16 protein-coding genes and 1 riboswitch are annotated in these 22,412 nt (G+C 63.1%); of the genes, 13 read left to right on the forward strand and 3 right to left on the reverse strand.

The genetic code is table 11. From position 1 onward, the window contains the following. Positions 1-225 precede the first annotated feature (225 nt). The 8 genes from PHI64_RS13320 (at position 226) to PHI64_RS13355 (ending at position 13,179) form a co-directional block, all read left to right on the forward strand. On the forward strand, positions 226-2,121 hold the full coding sequence (locus tag PHI64_RS13320) for a potassium transporter Kup (RefSeq protein WP_299883560.1): 1,896 nt from the start codon (positions 226-228) through the stop codon (positions 2,119-2,121). A gap of 283 nt (positions 2,122-2,404) precedes the next feature. Beyond that, positions 2,405-3,790: a TIGR03013 family XrtA/PEP-CTERM system glycosyltransferase gene (locus PHI64_RS13325; protein ID WP_299883563.1), complete on the forward strand. Its 1,386-nt coding sequence runs from the start codon at positions 2,405-2,407 to the stop codon at positions 3,788-3,790. 102 nt (positions 3,791-3,892) lie between these two features. Further along, positions 3,893-5,971, forward strand: a complete 2,079-nt coding sequence (gene prsK, locus PHI64_RS13330) for an XrtA/PEP-CTERM system histidine kinase PrsK (protein ID WP_299883565.1) — start codon at positions 3,893-3,895, stop codon at positions 5,969-5,971. Positions 5,972-5,976: 5 nt separating this feature from the next. Further along, the gene (gene prsR, locus PHI64_RS13335; RefSeq protein WP_299883567.1) at positions 5,977-7,347 is read left to right on the forward strand and encodes a PEP-CTERM-box response regulator transcription factor; all 1,371 of its coding nucleotides are present in this window, start codon (positions 5,977-5,979) and stop codon (positions 7,345-7,347) included. Positions 7,348-7,364: 17 nt separating this feature from the next. Then, complete coding sequence (prsT, locus tag PHI64_RS13340; protein ID WP_299883569.1) at positions 7,365-10,148, forward strand: XrtA/PEP-CTERM system TPR-repeat protein PrsT; 2,784 nt, start codon at positions 7,365-7,367, stop codon at positions 10,146-10,148. Between the two features lie 51 nt (positions 10,149-10,199). Next, positions 10,200-11,480, forward strand: a complete 1,281-nt coding sequence (locus tag PHI64_RS13345) for a nucleotide sugar dehydrogenase (RefSeq protein WP_299883571.1) — start codon at positions 10,200-10,202, stop codon at positions 11,478-11,480. Next, positions 11,480-12,415: a lytic transglycosylase domain-containing protein gene (locus PHI64_RS13350; RefSeq protein WP_299883573.1), complete on the forward strand. Its 936-nt coding sequence runs from the start codon at positions 11,480-11,482 to the stop codon at positions 12,413-12,415. The genes PHI64_RS13345 and PHI64_RS13350 overlap by 1 nt, the downstream gene beginning before the upstream one ends. Continuing rightward, on the forward strand, positions 12,412-13,179 hold the full coding sequence (locus PHI64_RS13355) for a serine protease (protein WP_299883575.1): 768 nt from the start codon (positions 12,412-12,414) through the stop codon (positions 13,177-13,179). Before PHI64_RS13350 ends, PHI64_RS13355 begins: the two co-directional genes overlap by 4 nt. Positions 13,180-13,232: 53 nt before the next feature. Here the strand turns inward: PHI64_RS13355 and gcvP are convergent, their stop codons facing one another. The 3 genes from gcvP to gcvT form a co-directional block, all read right to left on the reverse strand. Continuing rightward, complete coding sequence (gene gcvP / locus PHI64_RS13360; protein ID WP_299883577.1) at positions 13,233-16,124, reverse strand: aminomethyl-transferring glycine dehydrogenase; 2,892 nt, start codon at positions 16,122-16,124, stop codon at positions 13,233-13,235. A 78-nt stretch (positions 16,125-16,202) separates the two neighbouring features. Further along, positions 16,203-16,580: a glycine cleavage system protein GcvH gene (gene gcvH / locus PHI64_RS13365; RefSeq protein WP_299883579.1), complete on the reverse strand. Its 378-nt coding sequence runs from the start codon at positions 16,578-16,580 to the stop codon at positions 16,203-16,205. Positions 16,581-16,624: 44 nt separating this feature from the next. Continuing rightward, positions 16,625-17,707 (reverse strand): glycine cleavage system aminomethyltransferase GcvT, encoded by a 1,083-nt coding sequence (gcvT, locus tag PHI64_RS13370; RefSeq protein WP_299883581.1) that lies wholly within the window; start codon positions 17,705-17,707, stop codon positions 16,625-16,627. Positions 17,708-17,892: 185 nt separating this feature from the next. Beyond that, positions 17,893-17,986, reverse strand: a riboswitch (glycine riboswitch). A gap of 53 nt (positions 17,987-18,039) precedes the next feature. Between gcvT and PHI64_RS13375 the strand changes: the two genes are divergently transcribed. The 5 genes from PHI64_RS13375 to PHI64_RS13395 all read left to right on the forward strand — a co-directional run bounded on the left by PHI64_RS13375 (position 18,040) and on the right by PHI64_RS13395 (position 22,338). Continuing rightward, the gene (locus tag PHI64_RS13375) at positions 18,040-18,915 is read left to right on the forward strand and encodes an alpha/beta hydrolase (protein ID WP_299883583.1); all 876 of its coding nucleotides are present in this window, start codon (positions 18,040-18,042) and stop codon (positions 18,913-18,915) included. Beyond that, complete coding sequence (locus PHI64_RS13380) at positions 18,912-19,751, forward strand: 3',5'-nucleoside bisphosphate phosphatase (protein ID WP_299883585.1); 840 nt, start codon at positions 18,912-18,914, stop codon at positions 19,749-19,751. The genes PHI64_RS13375 and PHI64_RS13380 overlap by 4 nt, the downstream gene beginning before the upstream one ends. Positions 19,752-19,778: 27 nt before the next feature. Continuing rightward, positions 19,779-20,402, forward strand: coding sequence for an L-threonylcarbamoyladenylate synthase (locus PHI64_RS13385; RefSeq protein WP_299883587.1), 624 nt, complete (start codon positions 19,779-19,781; stop codon positions 20,400-20,402). A gap of 67 nt (positions 20,403-20,469) precedes the next feature. Continuing rightward, a complete protein-coding gene (locus tag PHI64_RS13390; protein ID WP_299883589.1) occupies positions 20,470-21,129 on the forward strand; it encodes a site-2 protease family protein in 660 nt (219 codons plus the stop codon). Between the two features lie 6 nt (positions 21,130-21,135). Then, positions 21,136-22,338, forward strand: a complete 1,203-nt coding sequence (locus PHI64_RS13395) for a tryptophan--tRNA ligase (protein WP_299883591.1) — start codon at positions 21,136-21,138, stop codon at positions 22,336-22,338. The last annotated feature ends 74 nt before the right edge of the window (positions 22,339-22,412 follow it).

Consider the following 22,412-nt stretch of genomic DNA (forward strand, 5'->3'; position numbering starts at 1 on the left):
AGGTTCCCTGGGCGTGCTGCTGGCCTTTATTACGGCAGCGCAGCCCGGCGGCTTCAATGTCGCCGGGTGAATTCGGTCATGCATCTCCTGTTATTGCAATGCGGTAGTATCTCGGTCCCGCATCGGTGCTGATGTTCGGATTTCCGGATGTTGCGTTGCGGGATAAGGCTGCTGCCCCGTTTGGCAAGGTAGTGCTTCTGTATTCGTGAGTTTGAGGAGGGCGAAATGTCATCAGTGCTAGCCGAAGGTCAGGACAAGCGATCTCGCGCTGAGGTGCTCCCGGTGGCGCTGGCCGCCATGGGGGTGGTTTTCGGCGATATCGGCACGAGCCCCCTCTATACCATGAAGGAGGTATTCAATGCTCATCATGGCCTGGCGGTGACGCCGGAGAACGTGCTGGGGGTGCTGTCCCTGGTGTTCTGGGCGCTGACCATCGTCGTGTCCATGAAATACGTGGTGTACATCATGAGGGCCGACAATCGGGGGGAGGGGGGCATCATGGCCCTGACCTCCCTGGCCCTGCGCACCACTCAGTCGCCCCGGGTGGCGGGCCTGATGTCGGCGGTCGGCTTGTTCGGTGCGGCCCTATTCTATGGCGATGGCGTGATCACCCCGGCCATTTCGGTGCTGTCCGCGGTGGAAGGGCTGGAGGTGGCAACGCCGGCCTTCCGGCCCTATGTCCTGCCGATCTCGCTGGTGGTGCTGACAGGGCTGTTCGTGATCCAGAGCAAGGGCACTGCGCGGGTAGGGGCGGTGTTCGGCCCGGTGATGCTGTTCTGGTTTACCACCCTCGGCGTGCTTGGAGCGATGAATGTGGTGCGTCACCCGGACGTGCTGCAGGCTATCAACCCGATGCACGCGGTGCATTTTTTCGCCACCAACAAGATGCTGGGCTTCCTCGCGCTGGGAGCCGTGGTGCTGGCCATCACGGGGGGCGAGGCCCTGTATGCCGATATGGGGCACTTCGGCCGGCGTCCCATCAAGTTGGCCTGGTTCGGCTATGTGTTCCCCGCTCTGTATCTGAACTACCTGGGGCAGGGGGCGCTGATTCTCGACGATCCGTCGGCGGTGAAAAACCCTTTCTACCTGCTGGTCCCGGAGCCGCTGCTATACCCCATGGTCGGCTTGTCCACGCTGGCCACCATCATTGCCTCTCAGGCGGTGATCTCGGGGGCATTCTCCCTCACCAAACAGGCCGTCCAGCTGGGCTATTCGCCACGTATCCACGTGATTCACACCTCTGAAAAGGAAGTTGGGCAGATTTACGTCCCGAACGTGAACTGGATGCTGCTGGGGGCAGTGATTGCGCTGGTGCTGGGCTTCCGCTCGTCGAGCGCACTGGCTTCGGCCTACGGCATTGCCGTGACGCTGACCATGATGATCGACACCGTGCTGGCCTTTTTCGTGGTCAGGGCCTTGTGGAAGTGGAGCTGGGGGCCGGCACTGAGCTTTCTGGCTTTGTTCTTCACGGTGGATTTCGCCTTTTTTTCAGCGAATACGGTCAAGATTTTTGACGGGGGGTGGTTTCCGCTGGCCCTGGGGCTGGCGATCCACGCCCTGCTGATGACCTGGAAGAAGGGACGGGCTGCGCTGACGGCACGGATGCAGGTGGATACCATGCCCCTCGATCTGTTCATCCAGTCGATGTTCCATGATCCACCCATCCGTGTGCCGGGGACCGGTGTGTTCATGACCACGGCCCCGGACGGCGTGCCCCGGGCTCTGCTCCACAACCTGCTGCATAACAAGGTTCTGCATGCCCGGGTGGTGCTGGTGACGATGACGACCGAAGATGTGCCCTATGTGCCGGTGAGCGAGCGGGTGCGGGTCGAAGAGCTGGATTTCGGCTTCTACCGGGTGTTTGTCCGCTACGGCTTCAAGGACGATCCGGACATTCCGGCGGCACTGGCCATGTGCGAGTCCCAGGGCCTGTCTTTCGAGCTGATGGAGTCCTCCTTCTTCCTCGGCCGCGAGACCTTGATACCGCGCTCCGGATCGGTCCTCGGGCGCTGGCGGGAGCTGCTGTTCATCCTGATGTTCAGGAACGCTCACAGTGCCGCGGATTTCTTCTGTATTCCGGCCAACCGAGTGGTCGAATTTGGTACCCAGATCGAGTTGTGAGGCATGCCGCCGCCGGTGCGCCGGAGGGCGGCAGGCCCATACATGGAATTTATGTGAAATGTAATTTTTGCGTGACGGGGATCACGGGAGCCAAAGAGGCTTCGCGCTATTGTTCAGCCATACATTTTTTCACGCATTTTGCAATTTAGAAGGGCGCCAAACGAACGACCTCAGCTGGTCTTCATAGATAATGCGCCGCAACATCCGGATGCTGTCTTGCCGGCTTCTTCCTGAAACATCCACTTGCATGGGCGGTTGCCTCAAAGGGTTGCCGAAGCTTGAGATGCTCAAACTTTTCAATCATTACGTTCCGTCCAACACCGTCCTGCAGGTGGTCATCGATGCGATTCTCCTGTTCGTCGCCGTGATTGTGGCGTTCGTGCTGCAGAGCAAGGTGGACGGGCCCCTGATTGCAACGCTGGTGCCGTCGGCATTGGCCTTTGCGGCTACGATGATGATCCTCAATGGGGCTCTGGGGCTTTACCGCGCCGGTTTTGGCTGCGGTTTCCGTGAGACCCTGATGCGCGTAGCGATGTCCATCGCGCTCAGCATTCCCGTCGCCTACGGTATCTTTCAGGTTCTTCCCTGGGGCGAATTTGCCCATGAGGCGATGGAGCTCAATGTGGTGGCGCTGCTGGGGTTTGTTGTCGTGGCGCGGGGTTTCTCTGCGCGGCGCGTGGGAGCGGGCGTATTGGTAAAACGGATCATGGTGATTGGCACAGGGGCCGATGCGGTGGCGGTGGAGAACGCGCTCGCCCATTCCTCCAGCAGGGGGCTCCAGGTCGTGGGCTTCTTCCCCTCCGGTCAGGGTGACGAGGTGCGTGTCGATCCGAAGCGGATCATCCACTTCGATGGCAATCTGCTGGCGACTGCCACGCATCTTAAGGTTAACGAGATCATCGTTGCCCTCAAGGAGCGTCGCGGTGGTGTGATCCCCCTGCGGGAACTCCTCGACTGCAAGATGGCCGGTATCAAGGTGCTCGACCTGTCGAGCTTCTTCGAGCGAGTCCGCGGGCAAGTCCGCATTGACTCCCTGCGGGCCAGCTGGCTGATTTACGGCGAGGGTTTCCGTCAGGGCTGGAGCCGTACCCTGGTCAAGCGCGTGTTCGACATCGTCGCCTCCTTGGTGCTGCTGATCCTGGCGGCCCCCGTGATGGTGCTGGCGGCGCTGCTGATCGTGATCGAAGACGGTGCCCCGGTGTTCTATCGTCAGGAGCGGGTCGGTCTTGGCGGCCGTCTGTTCAAAGTGACCAAGTTTCGCAGCATGCGTCGCGATGCCGAACGTGACGGCAAGCCGCGTTGGGCCAGTGCCAATGATGACCGCGTGACCCGTATCGGCCGTTTTATCCGCAAGGTGCGCATCGACGAGCTGCCGCAGTTGTTCAACGTTCTCAAGGGGGACATGAGCCTGGTTGGTCCGCGCCCCGAGCGCCCCTTCTTCGTTGATCAGCTGACCCGCGACATTCCCTTCTATGCCGTACGTCACTGCGTCAAGCCAGGGGTTACCGGTTGGGCTCAGGTCCGCTACCAATATGGTTCGTCGGTGGATGATGCGATCAACAAGCTGCAGTACGATCTTTACTACGTCAAGAATCACACCCTGTTCCTCGATACCGTCGTTCTCTTCGAGACCGTGCGGGTGGTGCTGACCGGCGACGGCGCCCACTGACCCTGTCGCTGACTCCCCGTCAAAGGGGAGGTTTGACGCTCCCGCCATGTCCGGGAGCGTTTGTTTTTCTGCCGAGGCCCGATGGAATCCACGTTTTCCCAAGTGTCCGCGTGGAGTCACGCGATTGCGACGGTCGTCCATGCACTGTTCGCGGTGTATCTCGGCCTGGCGTGGCGCCATGGCTCACGGGGGTCCTTCCTGATTGGTGCCATGGCGGTCAGTGCCCTGTGGGCATCGGCCAACTGGGCCTTCGCCCTGACGGGCTGGAACTGGCTCTTCCTGTTGGGCAACGTGCTCGATGTACTGCGCATGGGGGCGTGGTTCGGCTTCCTGCTCGCTCTCGTTTTTCAGCCCGCGGCCGGGGCTGATGGCGAGCCTCCTCCGCGCTGGCCGAAGCCGATGACCCTGGCGGTGATCTCCCTTGGCGCCATCGGGGTGGTGTGCTTCTCCCTCAATCTGCCTATCTACGGAACGCCATTGCGTACCTGGGCGGGCAGCTCGCTGCTGACGGCGGTCTTCGGTCTCGTCCTGCTCGAACTTTTCTACCGCTCCGTTCCCGAACGCTCCCGCTGGGGGATCAAGCCCATGGCGCTGGGGCTGGCCGGGCTGTTTGCGTTCGACGTCTATCTGTTTGCGGATTCCCTGTTGTTCAGCCGGATCCATGCCGTCATCTGGAGTGCGCGCGGCTTTGCCCACACCCTGATCATTCCCCTGGTGGCCATTTCTGCATCGCGCAATCCCGAGTGGACCTTCCGGGTATCGATCTCCCGGCATGTGGTCTTCCATTCGACGGCACTGGCCGTATCCGGTGTTTACCTGCTGCTGATCGCCGGTGCCGGTTACTACATGCGCTATTTTGGCGGGGAGTGGGGCGAGGCGCTGCAACTGGTGATGCTCTTCGGGGGTGGGCTTTTTCTGGGGGTGTTGGTCTTCTCCGGTGCCTTCCGGGCGCGCCTGAAGGTGCTGTTGGCCAAGCATTTCTTTGCCTACCGCTATGACTACCGGACCGAGTGGCTTGGCGTGACCCAGGCCTTGTCGGTGGCCGGGGATGGGCTGAGCCTGGGGGAATCCGTCGTCAAGGCTCTGGCCGACCTGGTCGAGAGCCCCGGGGGCGGGGTGTGGCTGAGGGATGCCAACGGTTGTTTCAGCCAGCAGGCCAGGCTCAACATGCCCCATTACGGGCTGGTCGAGAATGAGGGTTCCGCATTCACGGCTTTCCTGCTTGAGCGGGAGTGGGTGGTGAATCTCGCGGAGTTGCGCAGCGGGTTTTCCGTGGGTGGGGCAGGTGTCACGCTGCCCGAATGGACGCCCGAGGTGGCAGACATGTGGCTGATCGTGCCGCTGATCTCGTCGGGGGTGTTGGTGGGCTTCGTCATCCTCCTCACCCCGCGTACGCCGGTGGATGTCAACTGGGAAGTCCTTGATCTGCTGAAGATGGCGGGCCGTCAGGCAGCCAGCTACTTTGCCCGCATGCAGGCAGCAGAGGCGCTCATCGAGGCGCGCAAGTTTGATGCCTTCAACCGCATGTCGGCCTTCGTGGTCCATGATCTGAAGAATCTGGTGGCCCAGATGTCCCTGATGTTGCGCAATGCCGAGCGACACAAGGACAATCCGGAGTTCCAGGCGGACATGCTGGACACCGTTCGTCACGTGGAGGAGCGGATGCGTGGGCTGATGACCCAGCTCATGGAGAAGACGCCGATCAACCAGCGCAAGCCCGTGCCCCTCAGGGCCTTGCTCGAACACGTGGTGCAGTCCAAACGAATGTACATTCCCTGTCCGGTGCTGCTCGAAGGCGCGCCGGAAGTCTCCGTTCTGGCGCATGCCGAGCGGCTTGAGCGTATCCTCGGGCATATCGTGCAAAATGCCCTCGACGCCACTCCCGAGCATGGTAGTGTGTCAGTAGAGCTATCCCGGGAGCGTAAGCAGGCATGCATCACGGTTCGGGATACCGGATCCGGCATGTCAGCCGCATTCATCCGGGAGCAGCTTTTCAAGCCTTTCCAGACGACGAAGGCGAGCGGAATGGGCATCGGCGCCTACGAGGCACAGCAATATGTGCAGGAACTGGGGGGCAGCCTGAGCGTTGCCAGCGATGTGGGCGCGGGAACCCGGTTCGATATCCGATTGCCCATTGCCGAGTCCGTCCGGAAAGACGGTAACGAAGCAATGGCAAACTAGGGAATATGAGCGAGAAACGCAGGACATTGCTGATCGTCGAGGACGATCCCGCACTGCAGAAGCAGATGCGCTGGGCTTTCGATCAGTACGAAACGGTGGTTGCCAACAATCGGGAAGAGGCCATTGCCCAGTTGCGGCGGCATGAGCCTGCCGTGGTCACGATGGATCTCGGTCTGCCACCGTCTCCCGACGACGTGACTGAAGGTTTCCGTCTGCTGGGTGAAATCCTGGCCTTGGCGCCCGATACCAAGGTTGTGGTCCTGACCGGCCAGCATGACCGGGAAAACGCCGTGCGTGCGGTGGGCATGGGTGCCTACGACTTCTTCGCCAAGCCCTTTGAGCCCGAACTCCTGTCCCTGACCCTTGATCGGGCCCTGCGTCTCTACGACCTGCAGCAGGACAACCGCCGCCTCAAGATCCAGCAGGGCAGTGCCCTGTCGGGCGTGATCACCCGTGATGCGGGGATGCTCAAGCTGTGTCGGCTCATCGAGCGGGTGGCCTCGGCCAACGTGACGGTGATGCTGCTTGGAGAAAGCGGGACGGGCAAGGAGGTGCTGGCCCGCGGCCTGCACGAACTGTCACCGCGCCGCAACGAGCGCTTTGTCGCCATCAACTGTGCGGCGATTCCCGAGAACCTCCTCGAAAGCGAGCTCTTCGGCTACGAAAAAGGTGCTTTCACCGGTGCCGTCAAGCAGACCCTCGGCAAGATCGAGGTGGCCAACAAGGGCACCTTGTTCCTCGATGAAATTGGCGATCTGCCGATGCCCCTGCAGGCCAAGCTGCTGCGCTTCCTGCAGGAGCGCGTGATCGAGCGCATCGGCGGTCGTGAGGAGATCCCGGTGGATGTGCGCATCGTCTGTGCCACCCACCAGGACGTGAAGGGCCTGATCCAGGCGGGGCGCTTCCGGGAGGATCTGTACTACCGACTGGCCGAAATCGTGGTGGACATCCCTGCGCTGCGCGATCGCGACGGTGACGCGGTGCTGCTGGCCCATGCCTTCGTGCAGCGTTTTGCCAACGATCACGGGCGCGGATCCATGTCCCTCACCGACGATGCCGTGCAGAGCATCGAGCAGCACCGTTGGCCCGGCAACATCCGGGAACTCGAAAACGCCATCAAGCGCGCCGTGATCATGGCCGACGGCAACTGCATCACGGCGGACGACATCGGTCTCAATCAGGACGACAGTGATGAAGGCCTGCAGGCCCTCAACCTCCGCGAGGTCCGCGAGGAAGCCGAGCGTCGCGCCGTGGTCCGGGTGATGGCCCGGGTCAATGGCAACGTGGCGCGAGCTGCCGAGGTGCTGGGTATCAGCCGTCCCACTCTCTATGATTTGATGAACCGCTTCGGACTCAAGAAAGAAATCTCAACGTGATTCAAGGATCCATGCAGATGCGTTCCCAGACCAAACAAAACCGGGTGCGGAACACCGCCGTCAGTGCCCTTTGTGTCCTGCTCCTCGCGGCCTGTGGCGACAGTCCCGAATCCATGATCAGCTCGGCCAAGGAGTACATGGCCAAGAATGACCGCAATGCGGCTTCGATCCAGCTCAAGAATGCGCTGCAGAAGAACCCGGCGTTGGCGGAAGCCCGCTTCCTGCTGGGCAAGGTGAATTACGAGCAGGGCGACTACGCGGGTGCCGAGAAGGAGCTGTCCCGCGCCCTTGACGGCGGTTACGCCGCCGACCAGGTCGTTCCCTTGCTGGCCCAGGCAATGCTGTCCAGCGGTCAGGGGCAGCGTCTCCTCACCGAGCTCGCCAGCAAGGAGTTGACCCAGCCGGAGGCCAAGGCCTCTCTGCTGACCTCCGTGGGCTTTGCCGAACTGCAGCAGGGCAAGCGCAGCGCTGCCCAGGACAAATTCAATGCCGCACTTCAGGCGTCTGCCGGCTTCCCCCTCGCTCGTGTCGGCCTGGCCCGTTTGCGTGCCCTGGACAAGGACATTGACGGCGCGCTGACGGATGTCGAGGAAGTCCTGAAGGTGGCCCCGAAGGTGCCGGAGGCCCACAGCCTGCGCGGCGACATTCTGCTCGCCAAAAACCGCACCGATGAAGCTATCGCCGCCTATGAGGCCGTGATCGAAGCCAAGCCCACCGAGATATCCGCGCACCAAAGCGTGATCTCCCTGCTCATCCGTGCCAACAAGCTTGAGGATGCCCAGGCCAAGGTTGTGGCCCTGCGCAAGGCTGTGGGCAATCATCCGCTGGCGATCTACATGCAGGCCTTCCTTGACGTGAAGAACGGCAAGAACAAGGAAGCGTACGAAGGCATCCAGCAGGTGCTGCGTGCCGCGCCCGAGTACATTCCCGCGCTGCTGCTCGCGTCCGCCCTGCAACTGCAACGCAACGATTTCGCCCAGGCCCAGCAGAATCTCGGCAAGGTCCTCGACAAGATCCCCAATCAGGCCTACGCACGGCGTCTGATGGTTTCCGCTCACTTGGGCGCCCGGGAGCCCGGCAAGGCCCTTGAAATGCTCCAGCCGCTGCTCAAGGATCATCAGGACGATGTCGCCGTGCTCAACCTGGCGGGCCAGGTCTATGCCATGAATGGCGACTTCACCCGTTCTGAAGAGTACTTCGGGCGTGCTGCCAAGGCTGACCCCAACAATGCCCAGTACCGGACCCGCCTGGGTGTATCGCGCCTGGCCGGCGGCGAGACCGATCGCGCCTTCCAGGATCTCGAGGCGGCTTCGGCCCTGGACGCCGAGAACATCCAGGCTGACGTGACCCTGATCATGGCCCACCTGCGTCGCAACGAGACCGCCAAGGCCATGAGCGCGGTGCAGACCCTCGAGAAGAAGAAGCCCAACGATCCGGTCACCCACAACATGAAGGGTGGCGTGCTGCTGGTGCTCAAGGATGCCGCTGGTGCCCGCAAAGCCTTCGACAAGGCCCTGGAGCTGAAGCCCGACTTCCTGCCGGCCCTGAGCAATCTGGCCCGTCTCGATATCCAGGACAAGCAGCTTGATGTCGCTCGCAAGCGCTATGAAGGCTTCCTGGCCAAGAACCCCAGCCATGCCCAGGCCTATCTGCAGTACGCCGAGTTCCTGGCCATGACTGGTGGTCAGGCCAAGGAGGTGCAGGCCGTGCTGGAGAAGGGGCTGACTGCCAGCCCCACCTCGCTGCCGCTACGTTTGGCTCTGATCCGGATGCTGGTCCAGGCCAGCGATGCCAAACGTGCCCTGACCCTCGCCCAGGAGGCTGCAGTCGCCGCACCTGACGAGCCTGCAGTGCTGGATCTGCTGGGCCGCTCCCAGGTCGCAGCCGGGGAAATGCAGCAGGCTCTGGCCACCTACGGCAAGCTGGCCGCACGTCTCCCTTCGTCGCCTATCCCGCTGATCGCCATGGCGGATCTGATGATGGGCACCAAGGACATCGCCGGTGCGGAGCAGAGCCTGCGCAAGGCATTGTCGATCAAGCCCGACTCCATCGAGGCCCAGCAGCGACTGGTGGCCATCCTGCTCAACAACAAGCGGGGGGATGCGGCGATCGCCATCGCCAAGGAGGTCCAGCGTCAGCGCAAGGACTCGGCCATCGGTTTCATTCTGGAGGCGGAAAGCCTGCTGTCGGTCGGCAAGCGTACGGAGGCTGTCAAACTTTATGAAGAGGCCTACAAGCGGGAGAAGAGCGCCGCTTCCATCCTGCGCCTGCACAACGCCCATGTGGCGGCAAATCAACCCCAGGAAGCGACCCGGGTGGCGGCCGACTGGATCAAGGCCAACCCCAAGGATCTCACGGTACGCACCTATCTGGCTGAGCGCAGTCTTTCCGAGCAGAAGTACGATCAGGCGGTGCAGCAATATCGTCAGATGCAGGAGATCGCACCCAAGAACCCGATGGTGCTGAACAACCTGGCCTGGGCCCTGGGCAAGCTCAACGACAAGAGCGCGGTGGGTGTTGCACAGCAGGCCGTGGCCCTCGCGCCGAACAGCCCGGTGGTCCTCGATACCCTTGGCACGCTGCAGTTCGAGACTGGCGACAAGGCCAAGGGCCTGGAGAACCTCAAAAAGGCTGTCAGCCTCGGCCCCAATCTGCCGCAACTGCGCTTCAGTCTGGCCAAGGCCTTGGCAGCCAACGGCGATAAGGACGGTGCCCGCAAGGAGCTTGAGGCCGCTCTCAAGAATGCTCCGGATAAGGCGCCGATCCGCAAGGAGATCGAGAAGCTCCGCGCCACCCTCTGATACCCGCTTCGACACCATTTACCAACTTGGACTCTTTTCAGGATTGACCTCATGAGCACCATCGCAGTAATCGGCCTCGGCTACGTTGGCCTGCCCCTCGCCGTCGAATTCGGCAAGAAGATGAAGACCGTCGGTTTTGACCTGTCCGTGGAGAAGGTGGAGTCCTACGGCCGCTTCATCGACCCGACCGGCGAGGTGAGCACCGAAGACCTGAAGGCCGCCACCCAGCTCACCTGCAGCACCGACCCGAAGATCATCGGCGAAGCCGACTTCATCATCGTGGCCGTGCCCACCCCGGTGGACGACGCCCACCAGCCGGATTTCACCCCCCTGGTGAAGTCCTCCGAGAGCGTCGGCAAGCACCTCAAGAAGGGTGCCATCGTGGTGTACGAATCCACCGTGTATCCCGGTGCCACCGAAGAAGTGTGCATCCCCATCCTCGAGAAGTTCTCCGGCCTCAAGTGGAAGGAAGACTTCAACGTGGGTTACTCCCCCGAGCGCATCAACCCGGGCGACAAGGAACGCACCGTCACCAAGATCATGAAGGTGGTGTCCGGCGACACTCCCGAAACCCTCAAGAAGGTTGAGGAAGTGTACGGTGCGGTGATCACCGCTGGGGTGTACCCGGCCAGCTCCATCAAGGTGGCCGAGGCTGCCAAGGTGATCGAGAACACCCAGCGCGACCTCAACATCGCCCTGATGAACGAGCTGTCGGTGATCTTCCACAAGATCGGCATCGACACCGTGGAGGTGCTCAAGGCCGCTGGTACCAAGTGGAACTTCCTGCCCTTCCGTCCGGGCCTGGTGGGCGGTCACTGCATCGGCGTCGATCCCTACTACCTCACCCACAAGGCCGACATGCTGGGCTACCACCCGCAGGTCATCCTGGCCGGCCGTCGCATCAACGACAGCATGGGCAAATACGTGGCCGAGCAGACCGTCAAGGAGATGATCGGCGCTGGTCACAACATCAAGGGTGCGGATGTGATCGTGCTGGGCCTGACCTTCAAGGAAAACTGCCCCGACCTGCGCAACAGCAAGGTGATCGACGTGATCCGCGAGCTGCAGAGCTACGGCATCAACGTGCACGTGCATGACCCGGTGGCCGAGTCCGCCGAAGCCCAGCACGAGTACGGCGTGAGCCTCACTCCGTGGAGCAGCCTGCCCCGCGCCGCAGCCATCGTGGCGGCCGTGGCCCACAACGAGTACGCCGAGCTGGGCGTTGCCCAGCTGTGCGAGAAGCTGGTGCCCAATGGCGTGTTCACCGACGTGAAGAGCTTCTACGACCCGGCCGCCCTGGCGGCTGCAGGGGCCAAGGTGTGGCGTCTGTGATGCATTCTGTCCGGACCCTGCCCGTAAGGGCGGTGGTCCGGCGTTTAGTCCCTGGCCTGCTGACAGGATGGGTTCTTGCTGTGGGCGGTGTACAGGCCGTAACGGCAGACCCCCTCTCCGGGGATGTGAACTCCCTGGTGGCGCAAGCCGTGGCTTTCGAGCACGGCGAAGGTGTGGCCCGCGATCCGGACAAGGCTGCCGAGCTGTATTGCGAAGCCTCCCGCGCCGGTAGCGCCGAGGCCATGTATAGCCTGGGCTGGATGTTCGCCAACGGGCGGGGTGTGGAGCGTAACGATGATTACGCGGCCACCCTGTTCGAGATGGCCATGGCCAAGGGGCATGCTGGTGCGGAAAAGGCTCGCCGAATGGCTGGTGATTACACCGGAGCTGTGCCTGATTGTCTTCTGCCGCGTGCCCGGGACAGGGGCTTTGCCGCCCGGGATACCTGGGATACCCAGAAGTATCTTTCTTCCCTGCCAGAGCAAAAGAAGAAGATGGTAGAACTGATCACCACCCTGGCACCGCGTTTCTCCATTGAGCCGCGCCTGGCCCTGGCGATTGCGACCACTGAATCCAACTTTGATCCGAGTGCCACCTCCCCCAAGAACGCCATGGGTGTGATGCAGCTGATTCCCGAGACAGCGAGTCGCTTCAACGTCAAGGACAGCTACGACCCGGTGCAGAACATCAAGGGGGGGCTGGCCTATCTGCGCTGGTTGCTCGCCTATTACCAAGGCAATGTGGCCCTGGCCGTGGCGGGTTACAACGCCGGAGAAGGGGCTGTGGATCGTTATCGGGGCGTTCCTCCCTACAAGGAAACACAGAATTACGTGAGACGGATCCTGACCTTCTTCCAGCGTCACGATCACCCTTTCGACGCTCGCGTGGTGGGTGCATCACCGGCCCTGCAGGCACTCAAGGCGGCAGGGCAGTGAAGAAGGTTCTCGTCCTGCGTCGTTTTCTGGCTGTGTGTGTCGCCTTGTCTGCGCCGGTTACGGCGTTCGCCGATCTCCCTGATACCGTCGCTCAGATCAAACGCTCCGTTGTCGCGGTTGGCACCTTCATGCCCACCCGCAGCCCCCAGTTCCGCTTTCTGGGTACGGGTTTTGTCGTCGGTGACGGCAGGCAGGTGGCGACCAACGCCCATGTGATTGCGGCAGCACCTGACAGTCGCGCTTTGGACGAGCGCTTGGTGATTGCCCAGTCTGGATCGGGGCGGGTGAGCGTGCGTATGGTGGAGCGGGATGAGCGCGATCCGGACCACGATCTCGCGGTGCTGTGGATCGGCGGTGCGCCCATGACACCCCTGCGCCTGGGCGATTCCGAAGCGGCACGGGATGGACAGGATGTCGCCCTGACGGGCTTCCCCCTTGGTGCCAGCATGGGCATTGTTCCGGTCACCCACCGGGGCATCATTGCTGCCATCACGCCGGCCGGGCAGCCCTTGCCGTCGGCGAGTCAGCTCGACCCCGGGGCTGTGCGGCGTTTGTCAGTGGGCCGCTATCCGGTGTTTCAGCTGGACATCGTGTCCTACCCGGGCAACAGCGGCAGCCCGCTTTACGATGTGAACAGCGGTGAGGTGCTGGGTATCCTCAACATGGTCTTCGTGAAGGGGATGAAGGAAAACGCCATCTCCAGTCCCTCCGGTATTTCCTATGCCATTCCTGTTTCACACCTGAAGGCGTTGCTGGCCCGCTGAGCTTTCGATGGGGCCTCCCCTGAGGGAGAAGAGGCCCCATCGCTGGTCACAACTCAGCCCAGTTCGTCTATCGGCACGCAAGAGCAGAACAGATTGCGGTCGCCATAGACGTCATCGATACGATTCACGCTCGGCCAGAACTTGTTGTCGCCTACCCATGCCAGCGGGAAGACGGCTTCCTGGCGGGAGTAGGGGCGGTCCCAGTCGCCCAGGAAGTCGGCCTGGGTGTGTGGGGCATTTTTCAGGGGGTTGTTGTCGGAGGCAATCCGGCCATCCTCGATGGCGCGGATCTCATTGCGGATGCTCACCATGGCGGCAATGAAGCGGTCCAGCTCGCCCTTGTCTTCCGATTCGGTCGGCTCGACCATGATGGTCCCGGCTACCGGGAAGGACATGGTAGGCGCATGGAAGCCGTAGTCCATCAGGCGCTTGGCGATATCTACCTCGGAGATGCCGGTGGCGGCCTTGATCGGGCGGATGTCGAGGATGCACTCGTGGGCAACGCGGCCCTGGCTGCCGGTGTACAGCACCGGGTAGTGTTCCTTGAGCTGGCTGGCCATGTAGTTGGCATTGAGGATGGCGACTTCGGTGGCGCGCTTGAGGCCGCTGCCGCCCATCATGGTGATGTACATCCACGAGATCGGCAGAATGCTGGCGGAGCCGAACTGGGCGGCAGAGACCGCGCCCTGGCCGGCGTTGGGGCGATCCTCGCTGCCGGTGGGGGCCACCACGTGGTCGGCCATGAATGGCGCAAGGTGGGCTTTCAGGCCGATTGGGCCCATGCCCGGCCCGCCGCCGCCGTGGGGGATGCAGAAGGTCTTGTGCAGGTTCATGTGGCTCACATCGGCGCCAATGGTGGCAGGTGAAGTGAGACCGACCTGAGCATTCATGTTGGCGCCATCCATGTAAACCTGGCCGCCGTACTGGTGCACAGTGGCGCAGATCTCGCGGATGGCTTCTTCGAATACGCCGTGGGTGGACGGGTAGGTGATCATCAGTGCTGACAGCTTGTCGGCGTGCTGGGCAGCCTTGGCCTTCAGGTCGGCCAGATCGACGTTGCCGTTGTCGTCGCAGTTCACCACCACTACGTCCATGCCGCACATCTGGGCCGTGGCCGGGTTGGTGCCATGGGCCGACTTGGGGATCAGGCAGACCGTGCGATGGTGGTCGCCGCGGGAGGCGTGGTAGCGCTGGATGGCGACCAGGCCGGCGTACTCGCCCTGGGCACCGGAGTTGGGCTGCATGCAGATGGCGTCGAAGCCGGTGATCTCGCGCAACTGGGCGGCCAGGCCTTCGATCATCTCCAGGTAGCCGGCGGTCTGGTCGGCCGGGGCAAACGGGTGGATGTCGGCAAACTCGGGCCAGGTGACGGGGATCATCTCGCTGGTGGCGTTGAGCTTCATGGTGCATGAGCCCAGGGAGATCATGGAGTGATCCAGCGCCAGATCGCGGTTCTGCAAGCGCTTGAGGTAACGCAGCATCTCGTGTTCGGTGTGGTGGGTGTTGAACACGGGGTGGGCCAGGATCGCGTCGTCGCGCAGCAGGGCTGCCGGGAGGTTGCCGCCGCGGGCGGCAACGGTGGCGTCCAGTGCGGCGACATCCGTTTTCGCCCCAAAGACAGCCAGCAGGGCGGCGATGTCGGTGGCGGTGGTCTTTTCGTCAATGGAGATGCCGAGGCGCTTGCCATCCACGTGGCGCAGGTTGTAGCCGGCGGCCTGGGCGGCGCTGTGAATATCTGCCGTGCGTGCTCCGGTGCTGACCTGCAGGGTATCGAAGAACGCATCGGCGGCGAGCTCGAAGCCGGCCTGCTTGAGCCCTTCGGCCAGGGCGGCCGTCAGCCGGTGGATGCGCGCGGCGATGGTGCGCAGGCCTTCCGGGCCGTGATAGACGGCGTACATGCCGGCCATATTGGCCAGCAGTACCTGGGATGTACAGATGTTGGAGTTGGCCTTTTCGCGGCGGATGTGCTGCTCGCGGGTCTGCAGGCTCATGCGCAGGGCGGTCTTGCCGCGGGCGTCCTTCGACACGCCAATGATGCGACCCGGCATGGACCGCACATGGGCTTCGCGGGTGGCGAAGAAGGCGGCGTGGGGGCCACCGAAGCCCAGGGGGACGCCAAAGCGCTGGGCCGAGCCCAGGGCAATGTCGGCGCCAAGGGCGCCCGGCGACTTGAGCAGGACCAGGGCCAACAGGTCGGAGGCGACGGCCACCACCGCGCCCTTGGCCTTGAGGCTGCTGATGGCGCCGGAGATGTCAGCCACTTCACCGCGTTCGTTGGGGTACTGGAGCAGGGCACCAAAAACGTCGTGGTGGGCAGCTTCGGCGGCCGGGCCGACGATCAGCTCGAAGCCGAAGTAGCCGGCACGGGTGCGCACCACGTCGAGGGTCTGCGGGAAGACGCCTTCATCCACGAAGAAGCCCTGACCCTTGGCCTTGGAGATGCGCCGGGCCATGGCCATGGCCTCGGCCGCCGCGGTGGCTTCGTCGAGCAGGGATGCGTTGGCGAGCTCCAGCCCGGTCAGGTCGATGACCATCTGCTGGAAGTTGAGCAAGGCTTCCAGGCGGCCCTGGGCAATCTCGGCCTGGTAGGGCGTGTAGGCCGTGTACCAGCCGGGGTTTTCCATCACGTTGCGGAGGATGACCTTGGGCGTGATGGTGTCGTAGTAGCCCATGCCGATGAGGGATTTCTTGAGCACGTTCTTGCTGGCGATGGTCTTGAGCCGGGCCAGGGCCACATGCTCGGCCGTCGGCTCGCCCAGGGCCAGCGGAGCAGGCAGGCGGATGCCGGCCGGGACCGTCTGCTGGATCAGAGTGTCCAGGGTGTCGACGCCAACGGCGGCGAGCATGCCGGGCAGCTCGCTGGAACAGGGGCCGAGGTGGCGGCGAATGAAGTCATCGCCCTGTTCGAGCGTGGCGAGCGGGGCGGAGAGGAGGGTCTTCGACATGGGGGAACTCGGTAGGGTGACAGCGACAGCAGGGTGGGGCGCGCCAGCCCGGCGCACCCGCGCTCAGGCGATCAGCGTTCAGCCGATGGCAGCTTGGTAGCCGGTGGCGTCCAGCAGGCCGTCCACATCGGCGGCGTTGGCGGGTTTGATCTTGAACAGCCAGGCGGCGTAGGCGTCGGCGTTGACGGACTCGGGGGCGTCGAGGGCTGCCTGGTTGGCTTCAAGGATTTCGCCAGCGACCGGGGCGTAGATGTCGGAGGCGGCCTTCACGGATTCGATCACGGCGATGGCTTCTTCTTTGGCCACGCTGCGGCCAGCCTCGGGAAGTTCGAGGAAAACCACGTCGCCGAGGGCTTCCTGGGCGTGGTCGGTAATGCCGATGGTCAGAGTGCCATCAGCCTCGACGCGAACCCATTCGTGGGAAGCGGTGTAGCGCAGATCGTTGGGGGTGTTCATAGTCGTGTCCTTGTTCAAGTCGGATGAAAGGGTTGGATTGGATTTCAGACCAGTGCCTTGCCGTTGCGGACAAAGGGGGGTTTGACGACGCGGGCTTTCAGGCGCTTGCCACGGATGTCCACTTCGACTGCATCGCCGGCCGCGACGCCAAGAGGCAGGCGGGCCAGAGCGATGGACTTCTCGAGGGTCGGCGAAAAGCTGCCGCTGCTCGTCTCGCCTTCGCCCTGGGCGGTGAAGACCTTCTGGTGCGAACGCAGGATGCCCTTGTCTTCCAGGATCAGGCCGAGGGCCTGCTGGCGTGTGCCGTTGGCGACAAGGGCAGCCTTGCCGACAAAATCGCGGTTTTCGTCCTTGAAGTCCACCGTCCAGGCCAGCCCGGCATCGAGGGGGGAGACGGTTTCGTCCATGTCGTTGCCGTAGAGGGCCATGCCGGCCTCCAGGCGCAGGGTGTCGCGGGCACCGAGGCCGCAGGGTTTGACGCCGGCTGCAGTCAGTGCGGCCCAGGTGCTGACGGACTTGCTCGCCGGGAGTGTCAGCTCGAAGCCGTCTTCACCGGTGTAGCCGGTGCGGGCAATGAAGATGTCGCCGAAGGTGGCGGCCTGGAAAGCCTTGAGTGCGGCGGATGCGGCTTCGGCGCCGGGGATGGCGGCCCAGGTCTTGCTGCGGGCATTGGGGCCCTGGACGGCAATCATCGCCAGGTCACGGCGCACGCTGAGCGTGGCGGCTGCACCGGTTGCGGCCAGGCGTTGCTGCATCCAGGCCACATCCTTGTCGGCGGTGCCGGCGTTGACGACGATGCGGTACGCCGTATCGGAGAGGAAGTAGACGATCAGATCGTCGATCACGCCGCCCTGCTCATTGAGCATGCAGGCATACAGGGCCTTGCCGGGTTCGACGAGCTTGGCCACATCGTTGGCGATCAGGCCGCGCAGGAAAGCCTTCGCGTCGGCACCTTCCAGGTCCAGGCCGAGCATGTGGGAAACGTCGAACATGCCGGCGTCGCGGCGCACGGCGTGGTGTTCTTCGATCTGCGAGCCATAATTGACTGGCATGTCCCAGCCGGCGAAATCAACCATGCGGGCGCCGGCAGCGACGTGGGTGGCGTAAAGGGGGGTCTGTTGGCTCATGGGGCTCTCCGGTGCAATCGTTCCAGTGTAGAAAAGCAATGGGGCCGGAGCGACGTGAAAGTCGCTTCGGCCCCATCTGTCCTTTGTACCTGAGAGATTGCAGCGGTGCATGACCGGCCTGCGTGCCCCTTCGGTGGATGCCGCCAACGCACGGTGGGCGGGCAGCATCGCTCTCCAGATTGTTGTTTCGTCGGTGGTCCTTTTGCCTGAGCGGTTCCGGGGGTTGCGCCTTCGGCGGCTCGCGGATGACCCACGCGAACTCTCTCCCACACGACGGCGCGCACCTTACCATCGTGGGCAGAGAGGGGCAAGCGTCTGATACACTTGGATTAATGATCCCGTCCCGAAGCCGTTTCCTGCCTGTCCGCGGTTTGCGCTATCACCTACGTGAATGGGGTGAGCCGGGGGCGCCGATGATCTTCATGTTGCATGGCTGGATGGATGTGTCTGCGTCTTTCCAGTTCGTGGTTGATGCACTGGAGGCCGGCTGGCATGTGCTGGCGCCTGACTGGCGAGGTTTTGGTCAGACCGAATGGTGTGGCGATGCCTACTGGTTTCCCGACTATCTGGGGGATCTGGATGCGATTCTGCAGGTCTGTTCGCCGGCCTTGCCAGTCAATCTGGTTGGTCACAGCCTGGGGGGCAATGTGGCCTGTATTTATGCTGGTGTGCGTCCGGCTCGGGTGGCCCGTCTGGTGGCGCTGGATGCCTTCGGACTGGCCGATTCACGGCCCGCACAGTCGCCGGGGCGTCTGGAGAAGTGGTTGAACGACCTGGCCCAGCCGGTGGGGTTTCGCAGCTATCCCGATCCGGCCGCCCTGGCCGCCCGCCTGCAGGCGGACAACCCGCGTCTGTCGGACGACAAAGCGCGGTTCCTGGCGGCCCATCTTGGTGAGGACGATGGGCAGGGTTCCATCCGCTTGGCCGGCGACCCTGCGCACAGGCGGGTCAATCCCGTGCTCTATCGACGGGCAGAGGCGCTGGCCTGTTGGCAGAGGGTGACGGCGCCGGCCCTGTGGGTCGAACCTGACAGGCCGACCTTGCGTCACCGCCTTGGTGTTGATGATGCGGCCCACGCCCAGGCCCGGGCAGCCTTCCGGGATCTTCGTGAAGTCCGGGTGTCCGACAGCGGACACAACCTGCATCATGACCAGCCGGGTGAGGTGGCCCGGATCATCGAGACTTTTCTGGGGTCAAAAGAACCATGAACGCCCTGAATGCCGATTTGCACTGCCATTCCACTGCCTCCGACGGAACCCTGCCGCCGGCAGAAGTGGTTCGCCGGGCTTATGCCAATGGTGTGGAGCTGCTGGCGCTGACCGACCATGATGAACTCCTCGGCCTGCCCGAGGCCGCTGCGCAAGCCCAGGCGCTGGGCTTGCGTTTCGTGCCGGGGGTCGAGGTCTCGGTGTCCTGGCTTGACCAGACCCTGCATATCGTTGGGCTGGGTATCGACCCGACCAATGAGGCGCTGATTGCCGGCCTGGCCCAGGTGCGTGGCGGGCGTGATGGGCGGGCTGCGCGCATCGGCGCCGAACTGGAGCGGATCGGCATTCGCGGTGCCCTTGAGGGCGCTCTGCGCTATGCGGGCAATCCTGCTCTGGTCAGCCGGGCCCATTTTGCCCGCTACCTGGTGGAGATCGGCATCTCGAGAAACGTTCATGACGTCTTTCTGCACTATCTTGCCCGGGGCAAGCCCGGCTATGTCGAGCATGTCTGGGCCACGTTGGAAGATGCGCTGGCGTGGATTAAGGGCGCCGGCGGCCTGGCCGTCATTGCCCATCCAGGGCGTTATCGTCTCAGTCATGCCGAGATGGACATCCTGCTCGAGCGCTTCCGCGATCTGGGGGGCGATGCCATCGAGGTGTCGTGCGGCGCCCACGACGGCGGCCAGGTGCTGGCCTTTGCCCGCCTGGCGCGCAAGTTCGGTCTGATGGCCTCACGTGCTTCCGATTTTCACGGCCCGGAGGATAGCCCCATCGACCTGGGGCGTGCGCCGCCGTTGCCCCCCGATCTCATCCCGGTGTGGACCCGCCTGGTGTGACGCCTTTTTTCTGTTTGACTTTCAATCATGGCCCAGTTTTTTTCCCTTCACCCTGAACAACCCCAGGCCCGCCTCATCAAGCAGGCCGCGCAGATCATGCGCGACGGAGGCTTGGTAGCCTTTCCCACCGACTCGGCCTACGCCCTTGGCGGGCATACCGGCGACAATCCGCTGCTCACCCGCATCCGCCGCATCCGTGACGTGGACGAGCGCCATCACTTCACATTGCTGTGCCGCGACCTTTCCGAGATCGCGACCTACGCCCGGGTGGACAACTCCCAGTACCGGCTCCTCAAGGCCACCACGCCGGGGGCTTACACCTTCATTCTTGAAGGTACCAAGGAGTTGCCCCGGCGTTTGTTGCACCCCAAGCGCAAGACCATTGGCTTGCGCATTCCCGATCATCCAGTCGTTTCGGCACTGCTGGCCGAGCTTGGTGAGCCGCTCCTGAGTTCGACCCTGCTGCTGCCCGACGACGAGTTCCCGCTCACGGATGCCGAGGAAATTCGCGACCGTCTCGAGAAGGATGTGGACCTGGTGATCGAGGCCGGCCCCTGTCGGGGTGAGGCGACCACGGTGATTGATCTGACCAGCGGTTCCCCGGTGTTGGTGCGGGAAGGGCGGGGCAGTCTCGCACCCTTTGGCCTGTGACCTGCCTTCGGGCGGGGGCGTGAGCTGCCCAGTCTGTTAGAATCGCGCCCCTTCGGCGCCCTGATCCATGCAAGAACTCATCTCCACCCTGACCATCTGGGCTCTGCCCGTGCTGTTCGCCATTACCCTGCATGAGGCGGCGCACGGCTACGCCGCACGTCACTTCGGCGACTCTACCGCCGAGCGGGCAGGGCGCATCAGCCTCAATCCGCTGCGCCATATCGATCCAATGGGGACAGTCGTGGTGCCGGCGCTGATCGTTGTCGGCAGCACGCTCGCCGGGGGGGCGCCGATGCTGTTTGGGTGGGCAAAGCCGGTGCCGGTCAATTTCGGGCGCCTGCGCCACCCCAAGGCCGACATGCTGTGGGTGGCCGCGGCAGGGCCCTTCGCAAATCTGGTGATGGCTCTTGGCTGGGCCATCCTGTTCCGTTTTGCGATCATGTCGCCCGACAATCTGTATGCCCTGCCCATGGCCAAGATGGCGGACGCCGGGATGCAGATCAATGCTGTACTCATGCTGCTCAACCTGCTTCCGTTGCCACCCCTGGATGGTGGGCGGATTGCGGTCAGCCTGCTCCCCGCCGGTCCGGCTTACACCTTTTCCCGGCTTGAGCCTTATGGCTTTCCGATCCTGCTGGTTTTGCTGTTCACCGGTATCCTTGGCGACATTCTCGGGCCGCTGGTGGCCATTTTCCGTTTTGCCCTTGCAACCGTTATTGGACTTTGATCATCCATGTTCGCTGAACGCGTCCTCTCCGGCATGCGCCCCACCGGGCGTCTCCACCTCGGCCATTATCACGGCGTCCTGAAAAACTGGGTCAAGCTGCAGGCGGAGTATCCCTGCCTGTTTTTTGCTGCCGACTGGCACGCCCTGACGACCGACTACGACAACCCGCGGGGGATCGAGGGCAGCGTCTGGGAAATGATCGTCGACTGGTTGGCGGCGGGGGTTGACCCATCCCAGGCGACCATCTTCATCCAGTCCCGGGTGCCCGAGCATGCCGAACTGCACTTGCTCATGTCGATGATGACACCCCAGGGCTGGCTCGAACGGGTTCCTACTTACAAGGACCAGCAGGAAAAGCTGACCCACAAGGATCTGACCACCTACGGCTTCCTGGGTTACCCGCTGCTGATGAGCGCCGACATCCTGATCTACCGTGCCGACAAGGTGCCGGTGGGTGAGGATCAACTACCCCACGTGGAGTTCACCCGTGAGCTGGCGCGACGCTTCAACCACATGTATGGCCGTGAGCCCGGCTTCGAGGAGAAGGCCCGGGAAGCCATCAAGAAGCTCGGCTCCAAGCGCGCCCGCCTCTACGAGGAGTTCCGCACCCGTTTCCAGCAGAATGGTGACGAGGAGGGGCTGGCCCTGGGCAAGGCGCTCCTTGAGGAAGCCCAGAGCTTGTCCCTTGGTGATCGCGAACGTCTCTACGGTTATCTCGAAGGCAGCGGCAAGGTGATCCTCGTCGAGCCCGGTGCGCTGCTCACCGAAGCTTCGCGCATGCCCGGCCTGGACGGGCAGAAGATGTCCAAGTCCTACGGCAACACGATCTTCCTGCGTGAGGAGGCCGAGTCGCTGACCAAGAAAATTCGCACCATGCAGACTGACCCGGCGCGGGTGCGGCGCACCGATGCGGGTGATCCCGAGAAATGCCCGGTATGGCAGTTCCACGTGATCTACTCCGACGACAGCACGCGCCAGTGGGTCACCGAGGGTTGCAAGAGCGCTGGTATCGGCTGCATCGAATGCAAGCAGCCGGTCATCGATGCCGTGCTGAAGGAGCAGGAGAGCATGCGCGAGCGGGCTCAGCCCTACCTGGACGATCCTTCGCTGGTGCGCAGCATCGTCGCTGATGGCTGTGATCGGGCCCGTAAGCTGGCCCAGGAAACCATGCGCGAGGTACGGGACGCCATGGGGCTGAGCTACAGCTGATGGCGGGTGGGGGCGTGTTTCGTGGATTTTTGCCTTGGAGGCGTGCTGCCCGCGTGCTAGCCTGCTTTGAAGGA

The organism is Zoogloea sp. (assembly GCF_028689785.1).
GTDB lineage: Bacteria > Pseudomonadota > Gammaproteobacteria > Burkholderiales > Rhodocyclaceae > Zoogloea.